The sequence below is a fragment of the Rhodoferax sp. GW821-FHT02C08 genome (assembly GCF_059421805.1).
This window is the reverse complement of the sequence record NZ_JBWKVR010000008.1, coordinates 46,545-59,382: the sequence shown is the minus strand read 5'-3', so window position 1 is coordinate 59,382 and position 12,838 is coordinate 46,545. Positions and strand designations below refer to the sequence as shown.

Below are 12,838 nucleotides of genomic sequence, written 5' to 3'. Positions count from 1 at the left end.
GGGTTAGCCTTTGACGCTGCCGGCGGTCATGCCAGAGACGACGTAGCGCTGCACGAAGAGATAAAAGATGACGGCGGGCAGGGTGTACATCAGCCCGATGGCCATGACGGTATGCATGGGCGTGCTGAGTTCACCCACGAAGCCGGCCAGGCCGACCGAAGCGGTCTGCAGCCCCTGGTCGCTGATCAGGGTCTGGGCGAACACGTATTCGTTCCAGCCATGGAAGAAGGCGATCACGGCCGCCGCAGCCAGGCTGGGCGCCACCAGCGGCAGCACCATGGTCAGCACGATGCCCAGGCGCGAGCAACCGTCGATGCCGGCGGCCTCCTCGATATCAATGGGCACACCGTCGACCGCCCCCTTGAGAATCAAGGTGATCACCGGCACCGTGAATGCCGTGTTGGCCAGGATCAGGCCGGTCAGGCTGTTCAGCAGGCCCAGTTGGCCGAAGATCGCGTACAAGGGCACGACCAGCATGGCTTCGGGCAGCATCTGCGTGACGAACAACGCCACCCCCAGGATGGCAACCGCCCGCATGCGGTAACGCGACAACACATAGGCCGGAAAGATGGCCAGCACGATGCTCAGCGCGGCCGTGCCGAAGGCGACGATGGCGCTGTTCTTCAGCCAGGTCGCGACGGCGGTGGCGCTGAAGGCGTGGCCGTAGACCGCCGCTTGCGACCAGTCGGGCAGCAGGTGCGGCTTGGGCGCGAACAGGTCCGACGACGATGTCAACGAGGTGACCAGCATCCAGTAAATTGGGAACGCGGCCACGCCCAGCAACGCCAACACCAGGATCATGCGCAGCGCGTGGCTCCAGGACAGGGTGCGGCTCATCGCTGCCCCTTGGCGCGTTCGACGCGCTGGGTATAGCGGAAATAGACGATGGTGATGAGCAGCGCAATCGACAGGCCCACCATGCCGACGGCGGCGCCCTGCCCCAGATCGCGGTACACAAAGGCGCGACGGTACAGCTCGATCACCATGGTGTTGGTCGAACCGATCGGGCCGCCCTGGGTCATGAGCCAGATCAGGTCGAAGCGGCGCAGGGACCAGATCGTCAGGAACAGCGCGAGCAGCGCCACCGAAGGCTGGATGGTCGGCCAGACCACGGCGCGAAACACGCTCAACCGGTCCGCGCCGTCGATCACCGCGGCCTCGCGCAACTCAGATGACACGCTCTGCAAGGCGGCCAAGATGACGACCGAGGCGAACGGGAATATCTGCCAGATGGTTGTCAGCAACACGGCGGGCAAGGCCAGCGCCGGGCTATCGAGCCAGCTCTCCAGGCTGACGGCACCGCCGAGCGCACCCCGCAGATGGTTGAAGATGCCGTACTGGCCGTTGTAGATCCAGATGAAGATCAGCGCCACGGCCACCGGCGGCGCGGCCCATGGAATCGTCACCAGCGCCCGCGCCAGGCCGCGCCCGCGGAACGGCGCGTTGAGCAGCAGCGCGGCTCCCAGCCCCAGGCCGATCGCCACCACCACGCAGACTACGGTGTAGACGGCGGTGATCAGAAAGACCTGCCGGAACTCCTCCTGCGTCACCAGATCGACGTAGTTCTGCAGCCCGACATAGGTGTGCTGGCCGGGCGACAGCAAGGCGGTCGAGGTAAAGCTCAGGTAGAACTCCTGCACCAGGGGATAGCCCTGGAACAGCAGCAGATACAGGGCCACCGGCGCGGCGAACCAATAAGGCGTCCAGTCGCGCTTGGCCTTCGGCGACGTGACGCCTACGGAAGATGCAGCAGCATGCATGGGGAAGGTCTGCAGTGGGCTGGCTTACTTGCGCAGCACGCGCGACAGGGCCGTGCGCTGGGCGTCGTCCATGGCCTTCTTGGGGTCCACGCCGCCCTGCAAGACCTTGAGTACCTGCTCCAGCACGATCTGCTGGATCTCCGGCGTCTTGACCTCCAGGCCCTGGACCAGCTGCGGCACGCTGTTCACGGCCTGGTCGTCATAGACCTTCAGCCAGGGCCGCTTGGCCATCATCTCCGGGCTGCGCTCGACCACCGTGGCCACGTTGCTGGCGCCCAGCAATTCCTGCAGGTCCTTCTGGTTCTCGGGCTGCAAGGTCCACTTAATGAAGGCTTCGGCGGCGGCCTTGTGCTTGGTGTTGGCATTGATGGTCAGCGCGGTCAGCACCATGCCCTGGGCCCGCGTCGGGAACGGCGACGGCGCGGCCGCAAACGCCAGTTCCGGTGCCTGCAGGCTAAAGATACCCGCCACACCGCCGTTGTCGACCTCCATCGCCACCTTGCGTTCCCAGAACATGCGGCGGTAGGTAGCGGCGTCTGCGCCCTTGGGAATCACGCTCGCGTCATAGATCTGCTTGTAGGCGGTAACGCCCTCGACCACCTTGGCATCGTTCAGGGTCAGATTGCCTTGCGCGTCACTCCAGCGGCCACCGAAGCCGTAGACGAAGTTGCACAGGTCCTGCCAGAAGCCATTGCCCTCGGCCATGGTGGCGCGGTAGGCGTAGCCATAGACACCGTTGCCGGTGGCTGCCTTGGCGCTGGCCAGGAATTCGTCGAAGTTGGCTGGTGGCTTGCCGCCCTTGAGCAAGGCCGGGTTGTACAGCAGCACGTAGTTGCTGAGCTCAAACGGCACGCCAAAGCGCTTGCCGCCCACGATCATGTATTTGTCGGGTTCCGTGAACTTGTAGTTGCCGCCCTTGAGCAAATCGTCCAGCGGCAGGATGCTCTTGCTGTTCACGGCTGCGTAGTAGTCGATCGCGTCCATGCGCACCAGGTCGGGCCCCGCGCCGCCGCCCATCTGCGTGAACACCGTCTTGGCAAAGCTGCCGAAGGGAATGGCGATAGGCGTGATTTCGGCGACAGCCTGGCTCTTGTTGAACTTCTCGACCCAGGCCTTGAGGCGCTCGCCCCGGCCCGCCTCGCTGAACGTGACAGCCGCAAAAGTCAGCGCCTCCTTGGTCTGCGCATGGGCCGCCAGCGGCAGGCCGCCAACCACCACGGCACCCGCCAGCGCCGCCATACAGACCGACAACTTGGACAGTTTCTTCATGCTTGTCTCCATCAATGCGGGCCCATGGGCCGCGAAGTTATTCGAATGGGTGGTCTGCAGGCTGCGTCCGGCAATCAACCCGAAATGAAGAATAACGTGATATTTCACAAAAGTTCTCGGTGCTTACCCGCATGCATAAGGAATCCGATGGCGATAGAAACTAGCCTCGTTTCCTCTATACAAGCGCTGTATGCCGCTGTGCTGCAGCTTACATATCAGGGTATGCTTGGCAGTTGAACGCATGCGGTACCGCATGCCATTGCAATCGCAGAAAGAACACTATGGCTTCGTCCCCCGGCTACCGTTCCGCACTGACGGCCGTTGCTGCGCCGCTGTCGGACGCACCGCGCCGCCGCAGCCAGGTCAACCTGTCCGACCAGGCCTATGAGCAGATCGAAAGCCTGCTAGTCAGCTGCGAGCTCAAACCCGGGCGCTTTCTGGCCACCCACGAGCTGCAGACCCTGGTGGGCCTGGGTCGTACGCCGGTGCACCAGGCCGTCAGCCGGCTGGCGGCTGACACCCTGGTCATCGTATCGCCGCGCCACGGCATCCAGATCGCCCCGGTCGACCTGACCCGCGAGCGCGTGCTACTGCAGCTGCGCCGCGACATGGAGCGCTTTGTGATCCGCCTGGCCACAGAACGATCCGGCGCATCGCAGCGCAACCAGATGCTGCACCTGCGCCGCCAGTTGATCGAGCATGGCGCCGACATGACGATCGCGCAATTCAACCTGGTGGACCGGCGCATCGACCAGCTGTTCCTGGCCGCCGCCAACGAGCCGTTTGTGGAAAGCACACTGCGCCCGCTGCACACCATCTTCCGGCGCATAGGCTGGATCTACCACATGCAGACGCCCCAGCACACCAACCTGCAAAGCACGGTAGACGGCCATATCGCCGTGATCGACGCGGTGGCCAACGGCCATGTGGACGCCGCCATTACCGCCTCGGACGGGCTGATGGACTTCGTGGAAAGCATGTTCACCGTGCTGGAGCGCGAAGTGGCTCCTTCCCTGCTGGACTGCAGCCTGGACGCCATGGACGACACCTTTGCGCCGATTGCCAGTGTTGAAAACTCGCTATAGCCAACTCCCCCACGCGCAGGGCTCAGGCCGGGATGTACCGCTCCCAGCCGGACGGAACTGGGGCAACAACTTGAGGCTTGTCGAGTAGGCTGGCTTGAGGCGTGGCTAATTGCCGAAATAGGCGAGATACCTTTCCGCCAGCCACCCCACAACAGACAGGCCCACACCCAGCATAGAGGCCGCCAGCGTCCAACGGTTTTGGCGCGAAGGCCGGAAGCGGCGCGAAACCAGCCGCGCCCAGCCATCCACAAAATAGTAGGCAGGGTCGAGAGCCGCCACCAACAGCACCACGGCCAAACCAGCGCTCTGTAAAGCACCCCATCCATCCAGGTCGTGCGCCAGCTTGAGCGTATAGACGATTGCCACCAGCCCGCAGGCCAGCAACAAGGCGCTACCGAGCAGCTCAGCAATCGAAAAAGGGGAGCGATCTTGCATACGGGATGCCCAGGCTGGGCAGAACGGATAAAGCGGCAGTGTGGCGGTAAACGTCGGCAGCAGACCCGCATCACTTCATACAACTTCAAACTTATTCACACCAGAGACAAAGACGGTACCATAGCCAGCGAAATATTTCGTAACACATGCCCGTAGCCACAGGCATGCCACCCCGCCCCGCTGTGCAGAGTTCAATGTGACCCCTCGCAAGAAAACCCTTTACGAGTTCCTGAAAATACCCGCCACGGCCTCGGATGCCGACATCCAGGCGGCCTACGAGCGCACCAGCGCCCAGCTGCAAGCGCACAAGGACCGCATCAGTCCGGATGACTTTGACTTCAAGCTCAAGGTGCTGAACGTCGCCTTCAAAACCCTGTCCTCCCCCAGCGAGCGCGCGGCTTACGACGCCAGAATAGCGCCCCCCCTACCCGAGCCCGCCCTGCCGGCCGCGGCCCCGCTGGCTCTGGCGCCGCTGCCCGCCGATGCCGAAGCCATGGCCTTGCGCGCCGAAGCCATGGCGCTACGGGCCGATGCGATGACCATGCGGGCCGATGCCATGGCCATGCGCTCCGGGACCACCGCGTCCTACCCGGCCTTCCGGGAAAGCAGCAGCTTCTCGGCCCACCTGGCAGCATCAACGACCCACCGGTCCAGCTCCACGCCGCGCAAACTGGCGATGGTGGTGGGCACCCTGGTGGCGCTGCTGGCCATCGCCCAGGTCTTCACCATGGTAGTCAACAGCCGCCGGGCCGAAATGGCCGAAGCCGCCGCTGCAGCCGCCGCCGCCAATGCCCAGGCCAATGACAAAGTGCTGCTGCAGGAGTACTACCAGACGCACGGCGTACGCCCCGCGAACCGGGCCGAGCTGGAATTGCTGCAGGCCGAGGACCGCCGCAAGGAAACCGACAAGCGCCAAGCCGAACGCGACAAAAGCCGGGCAGAGCAGGACGCCAAACGCTTTGAAGAAGAATCGCGCCTGCGTGGCGCCCAGGTCTCGGCCGAGCTGCGCATGGCCGAGCTGCAAGCCAAGGAGCAGGCGCGCCGCGAAGACGAGCGCGCGGCCTGGCAAAAGAAGGAAGGCCAGCGCATCAAAGACCAGATTGAGCGCAACCGCATCGAGCGGCAAAAGGCCGAGTGGAATAGTGTGCTGCACCGCTAAACCCCGGCGCGCGCTGCTGCTGGCAGCCTGCGCGGCCACGCTGCTGGCCCTGTCCGGCTGCAGTCGGCTCGCCCAGATCGACGCCAAGGTCTTCGTCGGCAAATGGCATTCCTCCCGCCTGACCACGCCCCTGTATCTGTATGCCAACGGCGAATGGGAAATCCGGCAGGACGACGGCGCGGTACTGCAATACGGCGTGTGGGAATACAAGGACCAGCGCCTGTTGTGGAGCTACAAGCTGGGCAAGCAGTTTGGCCATGACGCGACTACCGTGCTGGCCGCCAGCCCGCAGGAAATCCGCATGCAGGAAAGCGACAACAGCACCACCATCTTCACCAAGCTCGGCCCGGTGACACACTAGCCCATTCACCCGCATACACGCCCTATGGCCGAGCAACCCGCGAACTACTACGACATCCTGGAAGTCAGCCCCCGCGCCAGCGCGGAAGTGCTGCGCGCCGCCTACAAAAGCCTGATGCAGCGCCACCACCCGGACAAGCACGGGACCGACAGCCGCATGGCCCAGCGCGCCAGCCTGATCGCCCAGGCCTATGGCGTGCTGTCGGACAGTGCCCAGCGGGCCGCATACGACGCACAGTTGGCCCGGCAACAGGCGCCCAGACCGCCGCTGCCGGCCGCCTATGCGCCCAGCTACACCCGCCGCGTCGCCGCGCCCGCGTCAAAGTCGAACTGGTATCTGTGGCTGTTGGCCACGGTGATCGTCGCGTGTGGTGTTGCGATGTGGGCGCTGTCCGGCAAAAAGCCGCCCGCCAGGCCGGATGCCGGCACCGCCCAGCCGGCAGCCAGCCAACCGCTGGCACAAAAGCCGGATGCAGCCAGCCAGCCCCACGTCGACAACAGCAAGGCCAGCGACAGCAAAGCCGCCAGCTCCCTGCAAATCGCCCTGCTGGGCTCGGACTTACGGGTAGTCCTTGCAAACTCCGAGCCACTGCCCGAGAACGTGGAAGCCAGCCGGCATATCCTGACCATCCCGGCACTCACGGTGGACATAGGCCCGGCGGATGCCGAAAAGTTTGCCAGCGCACTCACCCAGCACAAGGAAACCGTGCTGGCCAAGCTGGCCGACAGGCTGGCCTACGCCAGCTACCCCGAGCTGAAAATTGACGGCGACAAATACCTGGTCCGCTTCATCCTTGAGGCGCTGCGCGAGATCACTGGCACCCAGGGGCTGGACGACAAGACCACGCCCAGCGCCGCCAGCACCCCGGCCAACACCGACGCACCGCGCTACGGCATCGTCGCCGTCACGCTGCCGGCGTCTTTCGGACTGCGTTAGCCGCAATGGATTTAGGCCGTCAGCGCAGATAGCACCTGCGCCAACAGCTCTTTATTCCATAGCAAACACTCAGGGCAGCGAAGCCAGCAGCGCCGCATTGCCGCCAGCTGCCGTGGTGTTCACCGTCAGCGTCTGTTCGGCACAGAAGCGGTACAGGTAATGCGGGCCGCCGGCTTTGGGGCCGGTGCCGCTCAGGCCTTCACCGCCGAAGGGCTGCACACCCACCACCGCGCCGATGATGTTGCGGTTGATGTAGACATTGCCGATGTGGGCCGCGGCAGCCAGCGCGTGGGCGCGGCTGTCGATGCGGGTCTGTATGCCCAGGGTCAGGCCGTAGCCGAGTGCATTGATCTGCTCGATCACCGCCTGCGGATCGCCCGACCAGCGCACGATGTGCAGCACCGGGCCAAAGATTTCCTGCGCCACGTCGCTCACCTGCTTCAGTTCAAAAGCCTGTGGTGCTATCAAGTTGCTAGCTGCCTGTGCAGGTACCACCTGCGGCAGAAGCACTTTGGCTGTGGAGTTCAGACGCTGGATGTGCTTCTGAATTCCGTCGAATGCTTCCTTGTCGATCACCGGGCCCACGTCAGTCGCCCACTCCGCCGTGTTACCCAGCACCAGTTCCTTGGCAGCGCCCTGGACCATCTCGATGACGTGGTCGGCAATGGCATCGTGCACGCACAGCAGGCGCAACGCCGAGCAGCGCTGGCCGGCGCTGCGGAAGGCGCTTTGCACCACGGCATCGACCACCTGTTCGGGCAGCGCGGTGCTGTCGACCAGCATGGCGTTGATGCCGCCGGTTTCAGCGATCAGCGGCACGATGGGGCCGTCTTTGGCGGCCAGCGCGCGGTTGATGATGCGCGCCACCGGGGTCGAGCCGGTAAACACCACACCGGCGATACCGGGCAGCGCCACCAGCGCCGCACCCACGGTTTCACCCGCGCCGTGCAGCAGCTGCACCGCGGCTTCAGGCACCCCCACCGAGTGCAGGAGGCGCACGGCTTCTAGCGCGACGAACGGGGTTTGCTCGGCCGGCTTGGCCAGCACGGTGTTGCCGGTGGCCAGCGCTGCCGCGACCTGGCCCATGAAGATGGCCAGCGGGAAGTTCCAGGGGCTGATGCAGACCCAGACGCCGCGCGCGCTCAGGCGCAGCTCGTTGGTTTCGCCGGTCGGGCCGGGCAAGGCCACGGGCGCCATGATGCGCTCGGCCTCGTCGGCGTAGAAGCGCAAGAAGTCCACCGCTTCACGGACTTCGGACACGGCGTCGCCCCAGGTCTTGAAGGCTTCTTTCACCAGGATGGCGCAGAAGCGTGGCATCTGGTGTTCCAGCGCATCGGCGCTTTGGCGCAGCAGCGCGGCGCGCTCGGCGACCGGGGCTTTGCTCCAGATTTTGTAGCTACTTGCGCTGGTGGCATATGCGCTACCGGCCTGTTTGGCATCAAACTCTGGCACCGAGGGAACGGTCAGGTTGTCGAAGGCGGTTTGCAGCGCGGCGCGCTGGGTGGCGACTTCCAGGTCCAGGCCGGCGCTGTTTTTACGGCCGGCACCGAACAGCTTGGGCGGCAGCACGAAGGCCGACTCCGGCTCCAGGCGCAGGGGCGACACCAGGATTTCCTCCATGCCCACCGACTCGTCGGCCAGCTGGTGCACGAAGGAGGAATTCGCGCCGTTCTCCAGCAGGCGGCGCACCAGGTAGGCTAGCAGGTCGCGGTGCTTGCCCACCGGGGCGTAGACGCGGCAGCCGATCAGCGGGTTCTTCAACACCTCGCGGTACACGCCCTCGCCCATGCCGTGCAGGCGCTGCAGCTCGAACGGATTGCCGCTCTTGGCCGCCAGGCTCAGGATGGCGGCGATGGTGGCGGCATTGTGGGTGGCGAACTGCGGGTAGATGGCGTCGGGCGCGTCCAGCAGCGCCTTGGCGCAGGCCAGGTAGGACACATCGGTGTGGTGCTTGTGGGTGAACACCGGGTAGTGCGGCAGACCCAGCTCTTGGGCGCGCTTGATTTCCGAGTCCCAGTACGCGCCTTTGACCAAGCGGCACATCAGGCGCAGCTTGTATTTGCGGCCTATGCTGGCGATGTGTTCGATGAGCTCCAGCGCCCGGGTCTGGTAGGCCTGCATGGCCAGGCCGAAGCCGCGCCACTGCGGCTGGTGCTGGGCCACCAGGGCAGCCAGGGCTTCGAACACGTCCAGCGACAGCTCCAGGCGGTCGACCTCTTCGGCGTCTATGGTCAGGTTGATGTTGGCGCGGGCGGCCTGCTCGCACAGGCTCCAGACGCGCGGCACCAGCTCGGCCAGCACACGCTCGCGCTGGGTCCATTCGTAGCGCGGGTGCAAGGCGCTGAGCTTGATGGAAATACCGTCATTTTTCTCAGTAGCGCCCGTCTTGTCTGCGCGAGCAGCTATGGCTTCGATAGCATTCTTGTAGCTTTGCAGGTAGTTCAGCGCGTCGGCATCGGTGCGTGCGCCCTCGCCCAGCATGTCGTAGCTATAGGTCAGCTGGGCCTGCTTTTTGCGCGCGGCATCGGCCTCGTCCATGGCGTCGCCAATGGTTTGACCCAGTACGAACTGGCGGCCCAGCAGCTGGACGGCGCGCACGGTGGCGGCGACGACGGTCTTGGCACCGAGCTTGGTGAGCAGGCCTTGCGGGGCCTCGGCATCGGGCAGGAATTTCTTCGACAAGGCGATGGCGCTGCTGGACAGCTTGGCCAAGGTGGAGCGGCCCAGTACCTGGGCGGCGCCGGTTTCGTCCATGCCGTCAAAGTCGGCACGGCCCAACTGGTCGGCGGTCAGGGCGATGGCGGTTTCGGCATCGGGCACGCGCAGCAGGGCTTCGGCCAGGCGCATCAGGGCCAGGCCCTCGGCGCTGGAGATCGGGTATTCGCGCAGCAGGCTTTCCATGGCCCAGAACGGCGGCGGGTTGTCGCGCACCGCCTGCACCCAGGGGCGCGCGGGGGCGGAGGCTATGGCCCAGTCCAGCGCACCCGACAGGGCGGCAAGGCGGTGGGCGACGACTTCGGCCTCGGGCCGGTAGGGGGTGGGCAAACGCATGGTGAACTCCGGTGGAATTGAGGAACAACAAATTGCAACATCCGCTAGTTTGCCGCGCACTCACCAGATAATTTCACCAAATTTTTAAGACAAACTAGTTTAAAAAACTATGCCAATGCTATTGAGCGATTCCGGGAAAGGCATTGCGCAGACCCGAGATGAGCATCTCCACCGCCATCGCCGCCAGCAGCAGGCCCATCAGCCGCTCCAGCGCGATCAGGCCAGATTTGCCCAGGCGCCGCGCCAGTGCGCTGGCCGAGAGCAACACCAGCCAGACAACCACCATGCTGAGCGCAATGGCGGCGGCCCAGGTCCAGGCACGCTCAGGCTGACGCGAGGCCAGCAGCAACACGGTGGCCAGCGAGGACGGGCCGGCAATCATCGGAATGGCCAGAGGCACCAGCACCGGCTCGCCCTCATCCTCAGGGCCGGAAAAACTCACGCCCATGCTGGGGAAGGCCATGCCCATGGCGATCAAGAACAGGATCACGCCGCCGGCAATTTCCAGCGAGGCGTCGGTGAGGTGCATGACATGCAGCAGCCGGTCGCCACCCCACATGAAGACCAGCAGAATCACCAGCGCGAAAAAGCATTCGCGGCTGACGATGGCAAAGCGCCGTTCGCGCGGCGTATTGCGCAGCAGGCTGAGCACGATGGGCACGTTGCCCAAAGGGTCGAGCACAATCAGCAAGACCATCAAGGCCGAGTAGAAATCGTGCTGCATGGCGGCTAGCCGTTGCTGGGCGACACCTGGCGCATCAACGTGCTCTTGCCGAACAGGCTTTCCACCAGATCCACGGCCAATTCAGCCGTCTGGTTGCGCACATCCAGCGCCGGGTTGAGCTCGACGATATCCAGCGAGGCCAGAAGGCCAGTATCGGCAATCATCTCCATGCACAGCTGGGCTTCGCGGTAGTTGGGACCGCCACGCACGGTGGTGCCTACACCGGGGGCGATGTCGGGGTCGAGAAAATCCACGTCCAGGCTGATGTGCAGATGGGTGTTTTCGTCCAGACCGTCCAGCGCCATTTCCATGGTGTGGCGTATGCCCATCTCGTCGATGAAGCGCATGTCGAAGACTTCGATGCCCACGTCATGCACAAAGCGTTTTTCGCCCAGGTCCACGCTGCGGATGCCGATCTCCACAATCTCTGCCGGGCTGATGGCTGGCACATGGCCACCGATTTCAATCAGTGCCTTTGGGCCATGGCCACACAGACAGGCGACCGGCATGCCGTGGATGTTGCCGCTGGGCGTGAGGGCTGCCGTGTTGAAATCCGCATGTGCATCCAGCCACAGCACGCGCAACTTCTTGCCGGTTTCACGGCAGTGGCGCGCCACCGCGCTGATGGAGCCTATGCCTAAACAATGGTCGCCACCGAGCATGATGGGCAGGCGACCCGATTGCAGCTCGAAATGCACAACCTTGTGCACGAGCTCGTTCCACTGCACCACCTCCGGCAGGTGGCGATAGCCGTCCACCGGGGCTTGCCAGGGGTTGGCGGGGCCGCGGATATTGCCGCAGTCGCGCACGTCCAGACCGGCCTGCTCCAACGCCTGGGCCAGGCCCGCAACGCGCAATGCCTCCGGGCCCATGCGGGCGCCCCGCACGCCAGCACCGATGTCGGTGGGAACGCCAATCAGGCTCACGCCCTTGCTCGAAGATGTCATGCTGCTACTGCTTCCGGTGAGAGTGCTGGTACGGATACCCCGACCTGTGCGGCCGAGGGACGTACCAAACTATACAAATCTTTCGGGTCATCCAGGCCTGGAATCAGGGCCAAGCGCTGGCCCAGACCCAGCTCCTGTGCAGTGTCGCGCATAAAGCGCAGCGCGGAGTAATCCTCCAGAGCAAAACCCACCGAATCGAACACCGTGATCTGCGCATCGCTGCTACGGCCCACGGCCTTGCCGCTAAGCACCTGCCACATTTCGGTCACGGCAAAGTCGGCCGGCAGCTGCTGCAAATCGCCTTCGATGCGGGTCTGCGGTTCGTATTCCACGAACACGCTGGCGGCACGCAGCACGTCGGGGTGCAGCTCGGTCTTGCCGGGGCAGTCGCCACCTACGCCGTTGATGTGCATGCCGGGCTCCAGCATCTCGGGGGTGAGGATGGTGGCATTGGTTTTGTCGGCAGTCACGGTGGTCACGATGTCGGCACCGCGCACGGCCTCTAAGGTGCTGACGCAAACCACGACCTTCAAGGCGGTAGAGCGCAGGTTGTCCACCAGCTTGGCTGTCGCCAGCGGATCGGTATCGAACAAGCGCACCTCTTCGATTCCCATCAGGTAGTGGAAAGCCAGGGCCTGGAATTCGCTTTGCGCACCATTGCCAATCAGCGCCATGCTGCGGCTGTTAGGGCGGGCCAGGGCACGGGCGGCGACGACGGAGGTCGCTGCGGTGCGGATGGCCGTGGTCAGGGTCAGCTCACTCAGCAGTTCGGGCACGCCGGTGGCTACGCTGGCCAGCATGCCAAACGCCATCACCGTGGGTAGGCCATGCAGCGCATTGTTCTTGGGGTGTCCGTTGACGTATTTAAAGGCGTAGCTTTGGTCGTCGGCAATCGGCATCAGCTCAATCACGCCATCGGCGGAATGGCTGGCCACGCGGGCGCACTTGTCAAAAGCTTGCCAGCGCAAAAAATCAGCCTGAATAGTGTCGGCCATGCCCCGCAAGCAGGCAGATAGCCCCTTGCGTTGGACGATGCTAGCCACGTCTTGGGCGCTAAGGAATTGGGTGGGTACAAGTGCGATGTTGTGCATGGTGCAGGTCTTTCTAGGAA

The 12,838-nt window shown here is 64.3% G+C and carries 12 protein-coding genes; 4 read left to right on the top strand and 8 right to left on the bottom strand.

Annotated elements, in window-relative coordinates:
* Window positions 1–3: 3 nt before the first annotated feature.
* The 3 genes from AC07VY_RS11915 to AC07VY_RS11905 are packed head-to-tail and all read right to left on the bottom strand — an operon-like array spanning window position 4 to window position 3,029.
* Window positions 4–837, bottom strand: coding sequence for a carbohydrate ABC transporter permease (locus tag AC07VY_RS11915; protein ID WP_310376605.1), 834 nt, complete (start codon window positions 835–837; stop codon window positions 4–6).
* Entirely contained in the window at window positions 834–1,760 is a 927-nt protein-coding gene (locus AC07VY_RS11910; RefSeq protein ID WP_495097666.1) for a carbohydrate ABC transporter permease, read from the bottom strand. Before AC07VY_RS11910 ends, AC07VY_RS11915 begins: the two co-directional genes overlap by 4 nt.
* A 24-nt stretch (window positions 1,761–1,784) precedes the next feature.
* Window positions 1,785–3,029 carry an ABC transporter substrate-binding protein gene (locus tag AC07VY_RS11905; protein ID WP_495097667.1) on the bottom strand — a complete coding sequence of 415 codons (1,245 nt, stop codon included), beginning with the start codon at window positions 3,027–3,029 and terminating at the stop codon, window positions 1,785–1,787.
* A gap of 281 nt (window positions 3,030–3,310) precedes the next feature.
* On the opposite strand from AC07VY_RS11905, the gene AC07VY_RS11900 reads away from it, so the two are divergent.
* Window positions 3,311–4,114 carry a GntR family transcriptional regulator gene (locus AC07VY_RS11900; RefSeq protein ID WP_495097668.1) on the top strand — a complete coding sequence of 268 codons (804 nt, stop codon included), beginning with the start codon at window positions 3,311–3,313 and terminating at the stop codon, window positions 4,112–4,114.
* 105 nt (window positions 4,115–4,219) lie between these two features.
* Here the strand turns inward: AC07VY_RS11900 and AC07VY_RS11895 are convergent, their stop codons facing one another.
* Window positions 4,220–4,549 (bottom strand): hypothetical protein, encoded by a 330-nt coding sequence (locus AC07VY_RS11895; RefSeq protein WP_495097669.1) that lies wholly within the window; start codon window positions 4,547–4,549, stop codon window positions 4,220–4,222.
* 196 nt (window positions 4,550–4,745) lie between these two features.
* On the opposite strand from AC07VY_RS11895, the gene AC07VY_RS11890 reads away from it, so the two are divergent.
* Genes AC07VY_RS11890 through AC07VY_RS11880 form a run of 3 tightly spaced genes read left to right on the top strand, consistent with a single transcriptional unit; the run spans window position 4,746 to window position 7,005 of the window.
* Window positions 4,746–5,708, top strand: coding sequence for a DnaJ domain-containing protein (locus AC07VY_RS11890; RefSeq protein WP_495097670.1), 963 nt, complete (start codon window positions 4,746–4,748; stop codon window positions 5,706–5,708).
* Window positions 5,692–6,069, top strand: a complete 378-nt coding sequence (locus tag AC07VY_RS11885) for a hypothetical protein (protein WP_495097671.1) — start codon at window positions 5,692–5,694, stop codon at window positions 6,067–6,069. The genes AC07VY_RS11890 and AC07VY_RS11885 overlap by 17 nt, the downstream gene beginning before the upstream one ends.
* 24 nt (window positions 6,070–6,093) lie before the next feature.
* Window positions 6,094–7,005, top strand: coding sequence for a J domain-containing protein (locus tag AC07VY_RS11880; RefSeq protein WP_495097672.1), 912 nt, complete (start codon window positions 6,094–6,096; stop codon window positions 7,003–7,005).
* Window positions 7,006–7,074: 69 nt separating this feature from the next.
* Here AC07VY_RS11880 and AC07VY_RS11875 read toward each other — a convergent pair whose 3' ends face one another.
* The 4 genes from AC07VY_RS11875 to ocd form a co-directional block, all read right to left on the bottom strand.
* The gene (locus AC07VY_RS11875; RefSeq protein ID WP_495097673.1) at window positions 7,075–10,056 is read right to left on the bottom strand and encodes an L-glutamate gamma-semialdehyde dehydrogenase; all 2,982 of its coding nucleotides are present in this window, start codon (window positions 10,054–10,056) and stop codon (window positions 7,075–7,077) included.
* A gap of 118 nt (window positions 10,057–10,174) precedes the next feature.
* Window positions 10,175–10,780, bottom strand: a complete 606-nt coding sequence (locus tag AC07VY_RS11870) for a MarC family protein (protein ID WP_495097674.1) — start codon at window positions 10,778–10,780, stop codon at window positions 10,175–10,177.
* 5 nt (window positions 10,781–10,785) lie between these two features.
* The gene (gene rocF, locus AC07VY_RS11865) at window positions 10,786–11,727 is read right to left on the bottom strand and encodes an arginase (RefSeq protein WP_495097675.1); all 942 of its coding nucleotides are present in this window, start codon (window positions 11,725–11,727) and stop codon (window positions 10,786–10,788) included.
* Complete coding sequence (gene ocd / locus AC07VY_RS11860; RefSeq protein ID WP_495097676.1) at window positions 11,724–12,818, bottom strand: ornithine cyclodeaminase; 1,095 nt, start codon at window positions 12,816–12,818, stop codon at window positions 11,724–11,726. Before ocd ends, rocF begins: the two co-directional genes overlap by 4 nt.
* Window positions 12,819–12,838: the final 20 nt, after the last annotated feature.

Excerpts from the sequence above, each read along its gene's own strand:
- AC07VY_RS11915 (WP_310376605.1), bottom strand. The coding sequence starts at position 837 with ATGAGCCGCACCCTGTCCTGGAGCCACGCGCTGCGCATGATCCTGGTG.
- AC07VY_RS11910 (WP_495097666.1), bottom strand. The coding sequence starts at position 1,760 with ATGCATGCTGCTGCATCTTCCGTAGGCGTCACGTCGCCGAAGGCCAAG.
- AC07VY_RS11905 (WP_495097667.1), bottom strand. The coding sequence starts at position 3,029 with ATGAAGAAACTGTCCAAGTTGTCGGTCTGTATGGCGGCGCTGGCGGGT.
- AC07VY_RS11900 (WP_495097668.1), top strand. The coding sequence starts at position 3,311 with ATGGCTTCGTCCCCCGGCTACCGTTCCGCACTGACGGCCGTTGCTGCG.
- AC07VY_RS11895 (WP_495097669.1), bottom strand. The coding sequence starts at position 4,549 with ATGCAAGATCGCTCCCCTTTTTCGATTGCTGAGCTGCTCGGTAGCGCC.
- AC07VY_RS11880 (WP_495097672.1), top strand. The coding sequence starts at position 6,094 with ATGGCCGAGCAACCCGCGAACTACTACGACATCCTGGAAGTCAGCCCC.
- AC07VY_RS11875 (WP_495097673.1), bottom strand. The coding sequence starts at position 10,056 with ATGCGTTTGCCCACCCCCTACCGGCCCGAGGCCGAAGTCGTCGCCCAC.
- AC07VY_RS11870 (WP_495097674.1), bottom strand. The coding sequence starts at position 10,780 with ATGCAGCACGATTTCTACTCGGCCTTGATGGTCTTGCTGATTGTGCTC.
- rocF (WP_495097675.1), bottom strand. The coding sequence starts at position 11,727 with ATGACATCTTCGAGCAAGGGCGTGAGCCTGATTGGCGTTCCCACCGAC.
- ocd (WP_495097676.1), bottom strand. The coding sequence starts at position 12,818 with ATGCACAACATCGCACTTGTACCCACCCAATTCCTTAGCGCCCAAGAC.